Genomic DNA, 16,052 nt, shown 5'->3' with positions numbered 1-16,052 from the left:
TGACGCCCGAGGAGGGGTCGGATGGATCTGAACGCGCTCAGGCAGTTCCTTGTGGTGGCCCGGCTGGAGCATCTGAGTCGCGCGGCCGAGGAGCTCCGGGTCGCGCAGCCGTCGTTGAGCCGGACCATCGCGCGGCTGGAGGGCGAGCTCGGGACGCCGCTGTTCGACCGTGCCGGGCGGCTTCGGCTGAACGACACCGGGAAGCTCTTCCGCGGGTACGTCGAGCGGTCGCTCGGGGAGCTCGAGGCGGGGCGGCGGGCCGTGGCCGAGGCGTCCGGTGAGGGGTTCGGCAGTGTGCGGCTGGCGTCGGAGACCTTCCTGACGTTCACGGGGGCGCTCGCGGCCTTCAAGCGGGCCTACCCGGACGTCGAGGTCGAGCTTCACCAGATGGCGGCGGCGGAGATGGCCCGCAGCCTGCTGGCCCAGGACATCGATCTCTGCGTCGCCTCGCAGCCGATCCCGAGTGAGGGGCTGGAGTCCGTCCGGTTGCTGGACGAGGAGGTCTGGCTGGTGACGCCGCTGGACCATCCGCTGGCGGGGCGTGAATCGGTGGGCGTCGACGAGCTGGCGGGGCAGCCGTTCATCTCCGCGCCCAAGGGGCACTGGCAGCGGCGGCTGCTCGATCGGCTCTTCGCGGCCCGCGACCTCACGCCCCGGATCGTCTGCGAGGGGGACGAGGTGGGCGCCATCGCGGAATTGATCAGGGCGGGGCTGGGGATCGCGCTCGTCCCCGCCTTCGCCCGGCGGTTCGCCACCGAGGAGATGCCCATCGCCTGGATCGGGGTGGACAGTCCCGAGTGCCGTCGGACGATGACCTTGTACTGGGGAGCCGGTCATCATCCGTCTTCGGCCGTCCGGCTGATGCGCACGACCATCAGTGACTGGAACTGGTCGCGGCCGGGTCAGGTGGAGAACGCGCTGACCAGGCCGGACTCGTAGGCGACGATCACCAGCTGGGCGCGGTCGCGGGCCTGGAGCTTGGTGAGCAGGCGTCCGATGTAGGTCTTCACGGTGGCCAGGCTCAGGTGCAGCCGTTCGGCGATCTCGGTGTTGGACAGTCCTCGCGCGACCAGGGTGAGGACCTGGCGCTCGCGGTCGGTCACGCCGTCGAGGGTTCGCGGGATCGGGCCGCCCTCCGGCGCGGGGTGGCGGGTGAACTCGGCGATGAGGCGGCGGGTCACCGTCGGGGCCAGGAGGGCCTCGCCCGCGGCGACGACGCGGACGGCGTTGAGGAGGTCGGCCGGCGGGGTGTCCTTGAGCAGGAATCCGGCGGCCCCGGCGCGCAGGGCCGAGAAGACGTGGGCGTCCAGGTCGAACATGGTCAGGATCAGGACCGCCGCCGCGTTCCCGGACCGGTGGATGTGGCGGGTGGCCTCGATGCCGTCCATGTGGGGCATGCGGACGTCCATCAGGACGACGTCGGGGCGCAGGGCGCGGGCTTGTTCGACGGCCTCGAGCCCGGTCGCGGCCTCGCCGACGACGGTGAGGTCGGGGGTCGTTTCGATGAGAGCGCGGAAGCTGCCGCGCAGGAGGGCCTGGTCGTCGGCGACCAGGACGCGGATCGGGTCGGTCACGGCTCGTCCCCGCGGGTGGTCGGGAGGGTGGCGGTGACCGTGAACCCGCCTTCGGGGCGGGGACCGGCGCTGAAGGTTCCGCCGTACATCGCGACGCGTTCCCGCATCCCGATCAGTCCGTGGCCGCCGGGGAGGACGGTGTCCGGACGGGGCGTTCCGTCGTTCGTGACCTGGATGCCCACTCGCCGGGACGAGACGTCCACTGTGGCCCGGCAGCGGGCGGGAGACGCGTGCTTCACCACGTTGGTGAGGGCCTCCTGGACGATCCGGTAGACGGTGAGCTGGAGCGCTTCTGGAAGATCGTATTCACCGGAGACGGCGAGTTCGACGTCCACCCCGGCGGTCCGGGCGTGCCCGGCCAGGTCGGTGAGGGCCTCCAGGCCGGGCGGGGGCGGATCGGTGGCCGTGGCGGTGTCGCGGCGCAGGACCTCCAGGAGCCGGCGCATCTCGGCGAGCGCGTCGCGGCTGGTCCGCTCGATCACGCGCAGGGCGTCGCGGGCCTCGTCGGGGCGGGCCTCGGCGATGTGGTTGGCGACGCCCGCCTTCACGGCGATCAGGCCCATGCCGTGCGTGACCACGTCGTGCAGTTCGCGGGCGATCCGCAACCGCTCGTCCGCGACGATCCGGCGGACGCGCTGCTCCTCCAGGCGCGCGGCGTTCCAGCGGCGGCGGCGCAGGAGGCGGCCGAGCAGGGCCGCGGCGGCGAGCAGTGCGCAGGCCGTGGTCGTCCAGGCCGCGGCGGCCGGTGTGCTGAAGCGGGGGTGGACGAGCTGGGCGATGACCGCGCCGGCGGTCGCGGCGGCCATGCATCCGCCGAGCGCGCGGGCGGCGCGGTGTGGCGGGTCGATGGCCGCGACCGTGAAGAGCGCCAGTGCCGCCGCGATGAACGGATCCCATAGGACGCCGGTCACGGCCGCCAGGGACGACAGGGCGGTCGCGGCGGTCAGGACACGGCGCGGCCACAGGCGCCGGACGGTCACGATCAGGCCCAGTGCGATCGCTGCGAGACACGATGCGAGGAAGTGCGGGGTGAAGCCGGGACGGTCCTTGAGCATGTTCCCGGCGACCACCACGTCGGCGGCGGTCAGCGCGAGCGCCAGGGGGATGTCGAGGGCGCGCGGCCTGGCCCGGCGGGCGTGCTGTGCCTGGGCTGCTTCGAAGTCGGCTTCGTCCACGTGGCGCACGTTATCGGCGCAGGTCATCCCGGGGCATCAGCCCAGAAGGGATCATCCCTGGGGATGATCGCCGCCTCGGTGGGGGTGGGTGGTGTCCTCGCTGGGGGGAGTCGTGGATGCCGGCCGTGGGGCGATTCGGTGGGCGGGGGCGCGCGGGCAGCCTGTGGCCATGTTCTCGACGCAGACCGATACTTCGACGTTCGTGTTTCCGGGGCGGTGGCTTGGCGGCGCCTCGCTGGTGCTCGGGCCCGTGCTGCTTCTCCTCGGGGTGCTCCTTCGGATTCGGTTCCCTTTCTTCTTCCCGGACCAGCTCGCCGCCTATGACGAGCATCCTGCGCTGATGACGGCGTCCTACAGCTTCTTCGCGGCCGGGACCGTGGCGTTGTGGCCCGCTGTCAGCGCCTTGGCCGTTCGTGCCGGGGGTGGTCGTCCGCAGTTGGCTTCGCTCGGTGGCGGGCTCGTCGTGGTGGGGCTGTTCGCCCGCACGTTCCATGCCGGGGCCGACCATTTGGCCTTCGGGCTCGTCGACTCCCAGGGGCGGCGGACGGCCACCGGCGCCGTCGCCGACTCCTACCAGGCGTTTCACATCTTCCAGTACACGTCGTTCGCGGTCATGCTGGGCTGGATCGTGCTGGCCGGTGGGGCTTGGCGGTCAGGGGTCCTCGGTCCCGTGCGCGCGTTCGCACTGGGGCTTGCGGCGTTGCTGCCGCTTGGTGTCCTGAAGGGGACGACGCCGTTGTCGGTCGTCGGCACGTTGGGGTTGTGCGTCGCGTTCGTGCCGCTCGGGATCGGGGTTCTGGTCGATGGGCCTCGGCCCGGGCGTCGATCGGTGCTGCGGTTCGGAGCGGGGGTGCTGGTGGTGCTGGTCCTCGGGTTCGTTTCCTCGTTGGGGTGAGTGGCGGGCTCGCGTGTTTGACTGGGATGCGAAGGGGGCGGCGTCGATGGCACGTGCGATCTACAACGGGACGGTTCTGGCCGAGACGGACCACGCGGTGTTGCTGGAGGGCAACGTCTACTTCCCGCCCGAGGCCGTCCACGACGAGTACCTCACCCGGACGCGTTCGTTCACGGTGTGCCCGTGGAAGGGCATCGCCCGCTACTACACCGTCCAGGTGGACGGCGGCGAGGCGCGGAACGCGGCCTGGTGCTACCCGCACCCCAGCCCGCTCGCGCGCAAGATCAAGAACCATGTCGCGTTCTGGGGGGACGTCCGCGTCGAGCCGTGACCGTCCCCCCGCGGCCGGGGTGGCGGGCGTTTTTGCTGGTCAGTGGGCAGATGAAGGTGTCAACAGGGTTCGTGATAGCTTCTAACGAAATTTTCGAGGTGTAGCTGGAGGTGGGACGGTGACGACGCCGCGCGAGCGGTACCGCGCTCAGGTTCGCGAGGAGGTCAAGCGGCACGCCTGGGAGCAGATCGCCTCGGCGGGCGCCTCCGCGCTCTCGCTGAACGCGATCGCCAAGCGGATGGGGATGAGCGGTCCGGCGCTCTACCGCTACTTCGCCGGCCGGGACGAGCTGATCACCGAGCTCATCCGGGACGCGTACCGGAGCCTCGCGGGCACCGTCCGGGCGGCGGCGGACGGCGGCGCGGACCTGGCCGGGCTGGCGCGCGCCTTCCGCGGCTGGGCACTCGACGACCCCCAGCGGTACTTCCTCGTCTACGGGACGCCCGTCCCCGGCTACCACGCGCCGGACGACACCACGCTCATCTCGGGCGAGATCATGACGGTGCTGCTGGGGGTCTCAGCGTCACTTCCGGAGCGTCCGGCCTCGCCGCTCGACGCGCATCTGGACGAGCACCGGCACTGGGCGGATCCGTCCGTCCCGTCCGCCGTCCTGCATCGGGCGCTGAGTTTCTGGACGCGCTGCCAAGGCGTCCTGTCCCTGGAGCTCGCCGGGCATTTCACCGGGATGGGCTTCGATCCGGAACAGCTCTTCGAGGCGGAGCTGGCGGATCTGCTGACGCCTTGAGGGGACCCGGGGTCTCGTCCTCGGGCCGCCTCGGTCGGTCTTTGGGTCAGGCGGCGAGGAGTTCGATGTGGCCGTTGTTCGTGGTCAGGTCGAGGTGGTGCTGCGCGGACGGGTCGTTCGGGACGCCGCCGACGTCGGGCTCGCCGTTGTGGGTGTGCGCGGTCACCCGGTAGTGCTCACCCGCGGGGACGGTCACGGTGATCGCGCCGTTGCTCGTCTTCGCCCGGACGTCCGCGTTCTTGGCCGCCGTGAGCTCGATGGCCCCGTTCGAGGTCTGGACGTCGATGGGGCCGCCGAGCCCCTCGCCCTCGATGCGTCCGTTGCTCGTACGCGCCGTGACGGATCCGGAGACGTCCTTCAGCTCGATATGGCCGGAGTGGGCGGTCACGCTCACCTGGCCCACGTGGGACAGCGTGATCGCCCCGTTGGACGTCCCGCCGGTCACGGGCAGGCCCGCCGGGACCTTGATGTCGTAGCTGACCGAGCAGTCCGAGATGCCGTGGCAGCCGGACAGGACCAGCACGCCGTTCTCCACACGGTGCGTCGGGCCGTCCGGGCGCTTGTCGCGGTAGTGGATCGTCCGCGCGAGGGACGCCTTCGCCGTTCCGCCGGTGACCGTCACGCTGCCCGAGGTGATGCCGTCCAGCTTCACGGCCGTCACCTTCGCGGTGAGGGCCGCGTCGTCCTTGTAGGTCTTGTCCGTGATCGGGTCGCAGGCGGTGACCGCGACGACGCCCGTCACGGCCAACCCGAGGCTGAGTAGATGGCGGCGCATGAACATCCTCCCGATTTTGTGATCATGAGAATGCTAGGAGGCGGCGGGTCGCCCCCTCGTCCTGCTGCGGGACCACCTTCTTCCTCCCCCTCAGGGTTGAGGACCCTGACCCGGGTCAGGGTCGAGGGGCGGCGGGGGTACGAGGGTGTGGTCTGCGCGGTTCCAGAGCATGGCCGCGGAGGGGATTCGCGCGGGTGCGGAGGGTGGCTAGCCTCGTTCTTTATGGTCGCCGAGCTTCCCCTGGCCGCCGAGGAACTGGTCCGGCGGCTCAACAGGGTGCTGGGGGTGTCCGTGGGGGGCATCTGGATGCGGGTCGAGCGGGTGGAGACGGGCGGGTCCCCGTCCCGGCCCGAGGTGAAGGTGCGGGTGATCGTCGCCGATGACACGGCCTCGCTGGGGGTCTGGGACGTCGACGTCCCGATCGACCCGCTCGACCTGGATCCCGAGGTGAGCCCCTCGGCGCTGGTGGCCATCCTGGGCGGGAACCTCCGGGAGTGGTGGGAGCTCAAGGGCGTCGAGCCTCGGATCGGACGCTGGGGACGGCCCGTCTGACCGTCCGCCCTCAGCGGCGGCGGAGCGTCGCGTGCGTCCTCAGGATCGCGGGGACCAGGGCGTAGACGACGGTCGGGACGACGATGGCGGTCAGCAGCAGCGTCCGGACGGGCATGGGGAGCGGGAGCAGCGCCGGGCCCAGGACGAGCTGGGTGGCCATGAGCATCGAGTAGACGGCCATCCAGGTGAACAGGGCGCGCAGGTGGATCGACGGCGGGGTGGCGGGGGCGGCCTGGGGGTTCATGGGGGGCTCCTCGATTCGGTTTCCAACTCGTTGGTTGGAGTTTGGCACAGACCGCGCCGAAATCCAACCCGTCGGTTGGAGATGGCGTAGGGTCGGGTCATGGCTTGGGATACCGAGAGGACCAGGCGGCTCATCCTTGAGGCCGCCGTCGAGGAGTTCGCCACGCATGGGCCCGAGGCCGCCCGGATGGATCGGATCGCTGGTCATGCGGGGGTGAACAAGGAGCGGATCTACTCCTATTTCGGCAACAAGCAGAAGATGTTCGCCGTGGTGCTGACCAGGGAGCTCCAGCGGCTGGCCGAGGCCGTGCCGCTGGACGAGGAGGTCGCGTCCGACCTGGGCGAGTACGCGGGGCGGGTCTTCGACTACCACCGGGAGCATCCGCACTTCGTCCGGCTGCTGCACTGGGAGGGGCTGCACGCGGCGGACGGGAAGGCGGTCGCGGCGGAGGGCGAGCGCACGGCGCACTACGCGGAGAAGATCGCGGCCCTGAGCGCGGCGCAGGCGGCGGGGCGCCTGAACGCCGAGGTGGCGCCCGAGGAACTGCTGTACGCCGTCATCGCGCTGGCGGGGTGGTGGTTCGCCACCCCGCAACTCCAGCCGATGCTGATGCCCGGACTCGACGACGATCTGGACGGGCGGCGGGCGGTGCTGGTGCGGCTCGTCCGGGTGCTGGGGGACGTCAGCTGACGTCCGGTGGCAGCCAGGCGACCACGGGGGCCAGGGCGGCGAGCATGCGGGACGGCGGGGTCACGCGCATGACGCGGTCGCGGACGGCTCGGGCGGGCGGCCAGCTGAGCCGCGCGATGGTCCCGACCAGGCGGGAGCGTTCGGCGATCATCTGGGTGCGCGGACGGCGGGCGCGGTCGTAGGCGGTCAGCGCCTCGGGGACGGACGGGTGGACGTCGAGCAGGGCGGCCAGGGTGACGGCGTCCTCGAGGGCCTGGTTGGCGCCTTGCCCGAGGTTCGGGGTCATCGCGTGCGCGGAGTCGCCGAGGAGGGCGACGCGTCCGCTGACGAAGGTGCGCAGCGGCGGCAGGTCATGGATGTCGTGGCGCAGGACGGCGTTCTCGTCGGCGGCGTCCAGCAGGGCCGGGATCGGGGCGTGCCAGTGGGCGAAGCGGCGGCGCAGCTCGGCCAGTTCGGTGTCCGGGCTGCGCCCGCCGGCGGGGACGCTCGCGACGGCGAACAGGTAGGTGCGGCCGTCGGGGAGCGGGGCGACGCCGACGAGTTCGCCGCGTCCCCAGTATTCGCCTCCGGAGCCCGACGAGTCGGCGTCGACGATGGTCCGCCAGGCCGTGCAGCCCGCGTAGCGGGGGTCGGGGGCGTCCGGCCAGAGGGTTCGGCGGACGGTGCTGCGGATGCCGTCCGCGCCCACGAGGAGGTCGGCCTCGAGGGTGTCGTTGACGCGGACGTGCCCGGTGCCGGCGTCGATCGAGGTGACCGTCGTGCCGGTCTCCAGGACGCCGGACGGGAGCGCCTCGCGGAGGAGGTCCAGCAGGGCGGCGCGGTGGATCATCACGACCGTGCCGTAGCGGCGCTCCATCTCGGCGGTGTCGGTGACGGAGAGCCAGCGGCCCGAGGCGTCCTTGATGCCCGCCTGGGTCTCGCTCAGGGCCTGGGCGCGGACCTGCTCGCCGACTCCGAGGACGTCCAGGGCGCGCAGGCCGTTGGGCCAGAGGGAGAGGCCGGAGCCCGCGTCGCCGAACGCCCCGGCCTGTTCCAGGACACGGACCCGCCACCCGCGCGCGGACAGGGCGAGGGCGGCGGCGAGCCCGCCGATGCCGCCGCCGGCGACGATCGCGGTCCGGTGGGGTGCGTCCATGACTGCTCCTCTACGTCTGTAGTGACGTTCGGTACTCTACTCTTGTAGAGGGAGATGGCGAGAGCGGAGGCGCGCGTGGCGGAGACCACCGGACGGGTCGTGGACGGCGTCGCGCGGCGGCGGCTGATCGCGGACGCGGCGATCGCGACGCTGGCGGCGTCCGGGCAGCGCGGGCTGACGCACCGGGCGGTCGACCAGGCCGCCGGGCTGCCGGAGGGGTCCTGTTCGTACTACTTCCGCACCCGGCAGGCGCTGCTCCAGGTGACGGTCGAGCGCCTCGTCGAGGTGGACACCGCCGATCTGGTCGCCCACTCGGAGATCTTCGGGGACGGCGCCGACCCGGCGAAGGTCGCCGAGGCCGCCGTGGAGGTCATCCGGTACTGGACGACCGCCGCGCGCGAGCGGACGATGGCGCGCTTCGAGCTGATGCTGGAGGCGGGACGGCGTCCGGAGCTGCAGGTCGTCTTGGACGCGGCGCGTGACCACTACCGCGAGCTGGCGCGGCGGATGCTCGCGGGCATCGGGGCGAGCGATCCGGACGGGCAGGCGCAGATGTTCATCGCCTGCCTGGACGGGCTGGTGTTCCGGCACCTGACCGGCGCGGACCCGCTCACCGCCGAGCCCGCCGAGCAGCAGCGCGTGCTGCTCGACGTGCTGAACGGCTTCGTCCACGGACGCGACGCGTCGTAACTCACCACCCGATCGGGCCCAGGCGGCGCGGTGGCGTGACGGACATCACCGTCACAGGAGGGCTGCGGGCGGCGTCGTTCGTACGGCAGGTTCGGCACGGACAGCTGGGGGGACGATCATGAACGAGAAGACGACGAAGGACGACGCCGCACGGGTGGACGCCGCGACCGAGGCGTTCGTCGCGTACCGCAATCTGCTGTTCACCGTGGCCTACGAGATGCTCGGGTCGGCCGCGGACGCCGAGGACGTCCTCCAGGAGACCTGGCTGCGCTGGACGGGCGTCGAGCTGGCGGAGGTTCGCGACCAGCGCGCCTACCTCGTCCGGATCACGACGAGGCAGGCGCTGAGCCGGCTGCGGACGCTCGGCCGCCGCCGCGAGTCCTACGTCGGGCCGTGGCTGCCGGAACCGCTGCTGACCACGCCGGACGTGGCCGACGACGTGGAGCTCGCCGACAGCGTCTCGATGGCGATGCTGCTCGTGCTGGAGACGCTCGGCCCGACCGAACGCGCCGTGTTCGTCCTGCGCGAGGTGTTCGACCTCGGCTACGACGAGATCGCCGAGGCGGTCGGCAAGACCCCGGCGACCGTCCGGCAGATCGCGCACCGGGCCCGCGCGCACGTGGCGTCGCGGCGTCCGCGCGAGGCGGTGTCGGCGGACGAGAAGCGGGACGTGGTGGACGCGTTCCGGCAGGCGACCGAGACCGGTGACCTGCAGGGACTCCTCGACGTCCTGGCGCCGGACGTCGTGATGCTGACCGACGGCGGCGGGGTCGTCCTGGCCGCGCTGGAGCCGTTCACCGGCGCCGACATGGTGAGCGGGCTGCTCACCCGCCTGTCCGGCTCGGTGAGGCTGGAGTCCGCCGAGGTCAACGGGCACCCGGCGCTGCTGCTGTACCGCGACGCAGAGCTCGACTCCGTGATCGGCGTGCACGTCCAGGACGGCATGGTCCAGGGGCTGTACGTCGTCCGGAACCCGGAGAAGCTGTCGGCCGTCGGACGCGAGACGACCCTGCGCCGCTGACCTGCGAGAACGGCCGCCCGGGGCTGGTGTCCCCAGGCGGCCGTTCCGCTACTCGGGGCGGACGTTGTGGTTGGAGGCGAACAGGTTCTCCGGGTCGTACTGGGCCTTGAGGGACGCGAGGCGCTTGCGGGTCTCGTCCGGGTAGACCGCGGCGACGTCCTCGTCGGTGGCGGTGGTCAGGAAGTTCGCGTACGCGCCGGTGACGTGCGGGGTGAGGCGCGTCCACGCCGCGTCCAGGCCGGGACGGGCGGCCTCGACGACCGGCGCCGGGCCCCCGATGGTGGTCACGAACATCAGCTCCGCGCCGCGGTGCGCGTAGGCGGTCGCGTCGGCCGGGACGCGGGACACGGCCGCGCCGACGCTGCGCACGGAGAAGAACGGCGATCCGGCCGCCGATCCGATCTCGCTGACAATGGACAGGAATTCCGGCACCGACTCGCCATCGACGAATGCCGCGCGTGTCACGAGACGGATTCCGGGAGGCGGGGTGCCGCCGTCCTCGAGCGTTTCTGAATAAGGCATCGGCTTCACATCATCGGACACCACTGTGCCCAGGCGGCGAATCGGGTCGATGGCCTCGGCGGCCTTCTCGGGATCGTCACCGTCAAAGGCGACGAGGATCTCGACCGGGGCGTTCGGGCCGCCCATGAAGGGATTGGCGAAGTTCACCGTGGAGGAGAGTTCCTCGGGCGCGGTGCGCAGGTGGTCCGCCCATCCCGCGAGGACGGTGGAGAGCTCCGCGGCCGCGAAGATGATCTTCCCGAAGAAGACGTCGGTGGTCGGGTGCGCGGCGAAGTCGAAGGACGTGACGATCCCGAGGTTGCCGCCGCCGCCGCGCAGCGCCCAGAACAGGTCCGGGTTCTCGTCCTCGCTCGCGCGCAGGACGTCCCCGGCGGCGGTGACCACCTCGGCCGCGACGAGGTTGTCCATGGCCAGGCCGTACTTGCGGACCTTCCAGCCGATGCCGCCGCCGAGGGTGAGCCCGCCGACGCCGACGCTCCGGGTGTCGCCGGACGAGAGCGCCAGCCCGTGCGGCGCGAGCGCGGACGCGACCTGCCCCCAGGTCGCTCCGCCGCCGATCCGGACGATGTGCCGGTCCGCGTCGACGACCTCGACGCCCGCGAGGCGGACGAGGTCGATCACGACGCCCTCGTCGTTCGTGCCGAATCCGGAGAAGGCGTGGCCGCCGCCGCGAACGGACAGGAACAGGTCCGCCTCCACCGCGAACCTGATTCCCGCGCGAACGTCGTCCACGTTTCCGGGACGCAGCACAAAGGCGGGACTTCCCGCCGCCAGAAGTGCGGGCGCGGCCGATGCGTACTCCGCGTCGCCCGGTTCGATGATGTCGCCGCCGAAATCGCGACGCAGGTTCTCGAGAGCCGAAGTCATGGCGTCCTCCCCGATCAGTTCTGCCGTTCGGTCGTACACATGACTCCGGCCGCCCGTGTTTTGTGACCAGATGGATCGCGTGACGTGCGCCACAAGTGCAATGTCACACGGAGGCGGATTCGGCCTCCGTCTTGGGCTGCGCGTCCGCGGTCTTCGGGGCGCGCGGACGCATCGCCAGCGTGAGGACGGCCAGCCCGGCGAAGAGCGCGGCGGCGACGAGGCCGGTGACGTGCAGGCTCGTGGTGAACGCCTCGCGCGCGGTGTGCAGGAGCGTCGCGCCCTGGCCCGCGGGCAGGTGGCGGCTCGCGGCGACCGCGCCCGCGAGGGAGTCGGACGTGCCGTCCGTCCCGTCGCGGTAGACGACCGCGGCCAGCACGCCGAGCAGCGCGAACCCGAGCGACCCGCCGAAGTAGTTGGCGGTCTCCGACATCGACGCGGCCGACCCGGCGCGCTCCGGCGGGACGGACCCGACGACCAGCCCGGTGCCGAGCGCGAACAGCGGCCCGGCGCCGACGGCGAGGACGGTGATCCCGACCATGACCAGCGCCAACGAGCCCGAACCGTGCACGGCGACCAGCAGCAGCGCGCCCGCCGCGGACAGGGCCAGCCCGCCCGCGATCGCCGTCTCCGGCTTCATCCGCTTGGCGTACACCGGGGCGGTCATCGTGCCGAGGGCCACGCCCAGGCCCATCGGCGCGAACAGCATCGCGGACGTGGCCGGGGAGTGCCCCAGGACGTTCTGCAGGAACTGGGTGACCAGCAGGCCCGTCCCGGCCATGGCGCATCCGGCGAAGGCCAGCCCGATGAGGACGGCCGTGAAGCGGCGGTTCCGGAGCAGCCGCAGGTCCAGCAGCGGCGTCTCCATCCGCAGCTGCCGCCGGACGAACACGACCCCCACGGCCACGCCGACGAGGAGCGCCACGCTCGGCACGACCGGCTCGTCCTGGATCGCGAGCTGCTTGAAGCCGTAGACCATGAGCAGCACCGCGACCAGCGACAGGACGACGCTGACCGGGTCGAGCCGTCCGGCCCGGTCGCTGCGGAACTCGGGGAGCAGGAAGGGGCCGGCGACGAGCACCACGGCCATCGCGGGCACGGCGATCAGGAACACCGACTTCCACGAGAACTGCTGGAGCAGGAACCCGGCCAGCACCGGCCCGAGCGCGCCGCCGGCGAACTGGCTGGTCGCCCAGATCGCGATGGCCTTCCCGCGCTGCCGCTCGTCCCGGAACATGCTGGTGATCAGCGCGAGCGTGGACGGCGTCAGCGTCGCGCCCGCCACGCCCAGCAGCAGCCGGACGACGATCAGCATCAGCGGGTTCACGGAGAAGGTCGCCACGACCGACAGGACCGCGAAGCCCGCGGCCCCGGCCAGCAGCAGTTTCCGGCGGCCGATCCGGTCGCCGAGCGTGCCCGCCGTGATGACCAGCCCGGCGACCATCAGCCCGTACCCGTCGCTGATCCACAGCTGCTCGACGTTGTTCGCGCCGAGGTCGGCGCTCAGTTTCGGCAGGGCCAGCATGAGGGCCGTCATGTCCATCGCGACGATCAGGGTCGGCAGGGCCAGGACGACCAGTCCCAGCCAGGTCCGGCGGTCGGCTCTCGTCTCGTTCTCGTTCGTCATGCCGGGTGGTCGGAGCCGATCCGTGCTCCTTGACATCCTGGGCACGACGCGACCGAAGATTTTCGAGCCCGGGAAATTTCTTCGGAGGATGTCAAGACGGCGGCTGCGGCTCCGACCTATGGGGCGAAGGGGCCCGCCAGGGTCCCGGCGACACGAGCACACGAGGAGCACCAGATGCAGTTCCTGATCAGCATGCACATCAACCCGGCCGTGCTGGACGCGCTGACCGACGAGGAGAAGCAGGCGATCGGCGAGGGCCACGGGAAGTTCATGGCCGATTGCAAGGCTTCCGGCGAGTTCATCCTCACGCAGGCGCTGACCGACCCGTCCCAGGCGGCGGTCGTGTCGGTGCGCAACGGCCAGCCGGTCGTGACCGACGGGCCGTTCCTCGAGGCCAAGGAGTTCCTGGGCGGCTACTACCTGGTCGACGTCGAGAACCGGGAGCGCGCGCTCGAGCTCGCCGCGCAGATCCCGGACGCCGCGATCGAGGGCCTCGCGGTCGAGGTCCGTCAGGTCATGTTCTCTGACGGACAATTGGAGGCGTGAGCGAATCGGCTGATCGGCGTCCGGAGTTCGAGGACCTGCTGCGCGAGCTGGCGCCGCAGGTCCTCGGCGCGCTCGTGCGCAGGCACGGGCAGTTCGAGAGCTGCGAGGACGCCGTCCAGGAGGCCGTCCTCGCGGCGTCGGTGCAGTGGCCTGCCGAGGGGGTGCCGGACAACCCGCGCGGCTGGCTGGTGGCGGTGGCGTCCCGGCGGCTCATCGACCAGATGCGCAGCGACCACGCCCGCCGCGAGCGCGAGTCGGCCCTGGCGACCGAGCAGGCCGCCGAGCCCGCCCCCGAGGACGTCCCGGGGGGCGACGACACGCTCGTGCTGCTGTTCCTGTGCTGCCATCCGACGCTGACGGCCGCGTCCCAGACGGCGCTGACGCTGCGCGCGGTCGGCGGGCTGACCACGGCCGAGATCGCCCGCGCGTTCCTGGTGCCGGAGGCCACGATGGCGGCCCGGATCAGCCGGGCCAAGCAGAAGATCAAGGCCGCGGGCAGCGCGTTCGCGATGCCGGAGGGCGCCGAGCGGGACGAGCGGCTGCGGGTCGTCCTGCACGTGCTGTACCTGATCTTCAACGAGGGGTACATCGCGTCCTCGGGGGGCGAGCTGTCCCGCGCCGACCTCGCGCGGGAGGCGATCCGGCTCGTCCGGATAGTGCACGCGCAGCTGCCCGGGGACGGCGAGGTCACCGGCCTGCTGGCGCTGATGCTGCTGACCCACGCACGCCGGGACGCCCGGACGACCGCGTCCGGCGACCTCGTCCCGCTGGACGAGCAGGACCGCTCGGCCTGGGACCGCGACATGATCGACGAGGGGAACGCGCTGGTCAAGACGTCCCTGGCGGACACGACGCTCGGGCCGTACCAGTTGCAGGCCGCGATCGCCGCGACGCACGCGGGCGCCACGAGGGCCGCGGACACCAACTGGAAGCAGGTGTACGCGCTCTACCTGGTCCTCGAGCGGATCGCGCCCAACCCGATGGTCACCCTGAACCGGGCGATCGCGCTGGCCGAGGTCGAGGGCCCGGAGGCCGGGCTCGGCCTGCTCGCCACCCTGGACGGCGACGAGCGCATGGCCGGGCACCACCGGCTGCTGTCCGTCCGGGCGCACCTGCTGGAGAAGACCGGCGACACGTCCGGGGCGTACGAGCTGTACCGGCGTGCGGCCAAGGCCACCGCGAGCCTCGCCGAGCAGCGGTACCTGGAGCGCAGGGCGAGCCGCCTGAAGGAATGACCTCCCGGCCGGGGCCCGCACGCGACCCATGTCACAGCGTGCCGGTGTCACACGCGGCGCGGCTGTGGTGTCTCGGGTACGTCGAGACAGGACCACGAGTCGGGTTGGTGAGGTCATGCGGGTATTCATCGCAGGTGGGAGCGGAGTCCTCGGGCAGTTGCTGGTGCCGTTGCTCGTGTCGCGCGGGCACGAGGTGACCGCGACGACGACCGGGACCGGCAAGCTGGGACGGCTGCGGGAGCTGGGCGCCGAGGCGGTCGTGATGGACGGCCTGGACGCGTCGTCGGTGCACGACGCGGTCGCCGCCGCGAAGCCGGACGTGATCGTCCACCAGATGACCGCGCTCGGTGTCACCCACGCCGGGACGAACATGAGGTCCGACCGGTACTTCCGGAACACCAAGCGGCTGCGCACCGAGGGGACCGACCATCTGCTGGCCGCCGCCGAGGCGTCCGGCGTGCGGAACTTCGTCGCGCAGAGCAACGCGGGCGGGAACGGGCCGCGCGAGGGCGGCTGGAAGACGCCGGAAGAGGGCCCGATGGACCTGAGCTCCGTCACGGCCCCGCTCGAGGCGGTGGAGTCGCTGCGCCACACCGAGAAGGCCGTGCTCGACGCGGGCGGGGCGGCGCTGCGCTACGGCTGGTTCTACGGGCCGGGCGCGTCCGACGACCAGGCCGAGCTGGTGCGGAAGCGGAAGTTCCCGGTGATCGGCGGCGGGACGGGCGTCTGGTCGTGGATCCACCTGGACGACGCGGCGCGTGCGACCGTCCTGGCCGTCGAGCAGAAGGCGCGCGGCGTGTACAACATCGTCGACGACGAACCGGCGGCGGTCGGCGAGTGGCTTCCCTACCTGGCCGAGTGCGCGGGCGCGAAGCCGCCGATGAGGTTCCCCGCGTGGCTGGGCAAGCTGGTGGCCGGGGACGTCGCGGTGTCGATGATGACCAGGTGCCTCGGCTCGAACAACGCCAAGGCCAAGGGCGAGCTGGGCTGGGAGCTCGCGTATCCGTCCTGGCGCGAGGGCTTCAAGGACGCGCTCGCGTGACCAGGGGCGGGGAGTTCCAGGAGCCGGCCGGGAGGTTCCTCGACGCGTTCCGCGAGGGTGACGTCGACGCGCTGGCCGAACTGCTCGCCGCGGACGTCCAGATGGTCAGTGACAGCGGCGGCGAGGCGCCGCAGTGGGGCAAGGGCATCGCCGGCGCGGCGAACGTGATCCGGCTGCTCGCCGCGATGTCCGGGCCGCTCGCGTCGGTCGGCATCGCCGTGGAGCCGCGCCCGGTGAACGGCGAGCCGGGCGCGATCTTCCGCGATCCGGGCGGCCGGATCCTCAACACCTGGTCGATCGACATCCTGGACGGGAGGATCCAGGCCATCCGGACGGTCATCAACCCGAGAGTGCGGGACCCGCAGGGGGCTCCCGCACTCTCGGCTTGA

Annotated in this window: 19 protein-coding genes; 12 read left to right on the top strand and 7 right to left on the bottom strand. The window is 71.9% G+C overall.

What is annotated here, in order from left to right; all coding sequences use genetic code 11:
• Positions 1-21 precede the first annotated feature (21 nt).
• Positions 22-939 (top strand): LysR family transcriptional regulator, encoded by a 918-nt coding sequence (locus tag AB0L06_RS25560; RefSeq protein WP_500233617.1) that lies wholly within the window; start codon positions 22-24, stop codon positions 937-939.
• Here the strand turns inward: AB0L06_RS25560 and AB0L06_RS25555 are convergent.
• Together AB0L06_RS25555 and AB0L06_RS25550 are read right to left on the bottom strand one after the other, a co-directional pair.
• Positions 903-1,574 (bottom strand): response regulator, encoded by a 672-nt coding sequence (locus AB0L06_RS25555; protein ID WP_500233616.1) that lies wholly within the window; start codon positions 1,572-1,574, stop codon positions 903-905. The two genes, AB0L06_RS25560 and AB0L06_RS25555, sit on opposite strands and share 37 nt — an antisense overlap.
• Complete coding sequence (locus AB0L06_RS25550; RefSeq protein WP_500233615.1) at positions 1,571-2,749, bottom strand: sensor histidine kinase; 1,179 nt, start codon at positions 2,747-2,749, stop codon at positions 1,571-1,573. Before AB0L06_RS25550 ends, AB0L06_RS25555 begins: the two co-directional genes overlap by 4 nt.
• A 169-nt stretch (positions 2,750-2,918) precedes the next feature.
• Here AB0L06_RS25550 and AB0L06_RS25545 point away from each other — a divergent pair, with 169 nt between their 5' ends.
• From AB0L06_RS25545 to AB0L06_RS25535, 3 genes are all read left to right on the top strand, one after another.
• A complete protein-coding gene (locus AB0L06_RS25545) occupies positions 2,919-3,644 on the top strand; it encodes a hypothetical protein (RefSeq protein ID WP_500233614.1) in 726 nt (241 codons plus the stop codon).
• Between the two features lie 46 nt (positions 3,645-3,690).
• A complete protein-coding gene (locus tag AB0L06_RS25540) occupies positions 3,691-3,975 on the top strand; it encodes a DUF427 domain-containing protein (RefSeq protein WP_500233613.1) in 285 nt (94 codons plus the stop codon).
• Between the two features lie 118 nt (positions 3,976-4,093).
• The gene (locus AB0L06_RS25535) at positions 4,094-4,720 is read left to right on the top strand and encodes a TetR/AcrR family transcriptional regulator (RefSeq protein ID WP_500233612.1); all 627 of its coding nucleotides are present in this window, start codon (positions 4,094-4,096) and stop codon (positions 4,718-4,720) included.
• 46 nt (positions 4,721-4,766) lie between these two features.
• Here the strand turns inward: AB0L06_RS25535 and AB0L06_RS25530 are convergent, their stop codons facing one another.
• Positions 4,767-5,501 (bottom strand): DUF4097 family beta strand repeat-containing protein, encoded by a 735-nt coding sequence (locus AB0L06_RS25530; protein ID WP_500233611.1) that lies wholly within the window; start codon positions 5,499-5,501, stop codon positions 4,767-4,769.
• 216 nt (positions 5,502-5,717) lie between these two features.
• Here AB0L06_RS25530 and AB0L06_RS25525 point away from each other — a divergent pair, with 216 nt between their 5' ends.
• Complete coding sequence (locus AB0L06_RS25525) at positions 5,718-6,047, top strand: hypothetical protein (protein ID WP_500233610.1); 330 nt, start codon at positions 5,718-5,720, stop codon at positions 6,045-6,047.
• Between the two features lie 10 nt (positions 6,048-6,057).
• Here AB0L06_RS25525 and AB0L06_RS25520 read toward each other — a convergent pair whose 3' ends face one another.
• On the bottom strand, positions 6,058-6,291 hold the full coding sequence (locus tag AB0L06_RS25520; RefSeq protein WP_500233609.1) for a putative antibiotic biosynthesis monooxygenase: 234 nt from the start codon (positions 6,289-6,291) through the stop codon (positions 6,058-6,060).
• 99 nt (positions 6,292-6,390) lie between these two features.
• Here AB0L06_RS25520 and AB0L06_RS25515 point away from each other — a divergent pair, with 99 nt between their 5' ends.
• Positions 6,391-6,981 (top strand): TetR family transcriptional regulator, encoded by a 591-nt coding sequence (locus AB0L06_RS25515; protein ID WP_500233608.1) that lies wholly within the window; start codon positions 6,391-6,393, stop codon positions 6,979-6,981.
• On the opposite strand, the gene AB0L06_RS25510 is transcribed toward AB0L06_RS25515, so the two are convergent.
• The gene (locus AB0L06_RS25510) at positions 6,974-8,116 is read right to left on the bottom strand and encodes an FAD-dependent monooxygenase (protein ID WP_500233607.1); all 1,143 of its coding nucleotides are present in this window, start codon (positions 8,114-8,116) and stop codon (positions 6,974-6,976) included. The two genes, AB0L06_RS25515 and AB0L06_RS25510, sit on opposite strands and share 8 nt — an antisense overlap.
• 75 nt (positions 8,117-8,191) lie before the next feature.
• Between AB0L06_RS25510 and AB0L06_RS25505 the strand changes: the two genes are divergently transcribed.
• Both AB0L06_RS25505 and AB0L06_RS25500 read left to right on the top strand, forming a co-directional pair.
• Positions 8,192-8,806 carry a TetR/AcrR family transcriptional regulator gene (locus AB0L06_RS25505; protein ID WP_500233606.1) on the top strand — a complete coding sequence of 205 codons (615 nt, stop codon included), beginning with the start codon at positions 8,192-8,194 and terminating at the stop codon, positions 8,804-8,806.
• A 118-nt stretch (positions 8,807-8,924) separates the two neighbouring features.
• Positions 8,925-9,827: an RNA polymerase sigma-70 factor gene (locus AB0L06_RS25500; RefSeq protein WP_500233605.1), complete on the top strand. Its 903-nt coding sequence runs from the start codon at positions 8,925-8,927 to the stop codon at positions 9,825-9,827.
• Positions 9,828-9,875: 48 nt separating this feature from the next.
• Here AB0L06_RS25500 and AB0L06_RS25495 read toward each other — a convergent pair whose 3' ends face one another.
• Both AB0L06_RS25495 and AB0L06_RS25490 read right to left on the bottom strand, forming a co-directional pair.
• Positions 9,876-11,216: an FAD-binding oxidoreductase gene (locus tag AB0L06_RS25495; RefSeq protein WP_500233604.1), complete on the bottom strand. Its 1,341-nt coding sequence runs from the start codon at positions 11,214-11,216 to the stop codon at positions 9,876-9,878.
• 103 nt (positions 11,217-11,319) lie between these two features.
• Positions 11,320-12,840 (bottom strand): MFS transporter, encoded by a 1,521-nt coding sequence (locus AB0L06_RS25490; RefSeq protein ID WP_500233603.1) that lies wholly within the window; start codon positions 12,838-12,840, stop codon positions 11,320-11,322.
• Positions 12,841-13,014: 174 nt separating this feature from the next.
• Between AB0L06_RS25490 and AB0L06_RS25485 the strand changes: the two genes are divergently transcribed.
• The 4 genes from AB0L06_RS25485 to AB0L06_RS25470 all read left to right on the top strand — a co-directional run bounded on the left by AB0L06_RS25485 (position 13,015) and on the right by AB0L06_RS25470 (position 16,052).
• On the top strand, positions 13,015-13,386 hold the full coding sequence (locus tag AB0L06_RS25485) for a YciI family protein (RefSeq protein ID WP_500233602.1): 372 nt from the start codon (positions 13,015-13,017) through the stop codon (positions 13,384-13,386).
• The gene (locus AB0L06_RS25480) at positions 13,383-14,621 is read left to right on the top strand and encodes an RNA polymerase sigma factor (protein WP_500233601.1); all 1,239 of its coding nucleotides are present in this window, start codon (positions 13,383-13,385) and stop codon (positions 14,619-14,621) included. The genes AB0L06_RS25485 and AB0L06_RS25480 overlap by 4 nt, the downstream gene beginning before the upstream one ends.
• A 115-nt stretch (positions 14,622-14,736) precedes the next feature.
• Positions 14,737-15,663, top strand: a complete 927-nt coding sequence (locus AB0L06_RS25475) for an NAD-dependent epimerase/dehydratase family protein (protein WP_500233600.1) — start codon at positions 14,737-14,739, stop codon at positions 15,661-15,663.
• On the top strand, positions 15,660-16,052 hold the full coding sequence (locus AB0L06_RS25470) for a nuclear transport factor 2 family protein (RefSeq protein WP_500233599.1): 393 nt from the start codon (positions 15,660-15,662) through the stop codon (positions 16,050-16,052). The genes AB0L06_RS25475 and AB0L06_RS25470 overlap by 4 nt, the downstream gene beginning before the upstream one ends.

The organism is Spirillospora sp. NPDC052269 (assembly GCF_040679435.1).
Lineage (GTDB): Bacteria > Actinomycetota > Actinomycetes > Streptosporangiales > Streptosporangiaceae > Spirillospora.
This window is presented reverse-complemented; position numbering and strand designations above follow the sequence as displayed.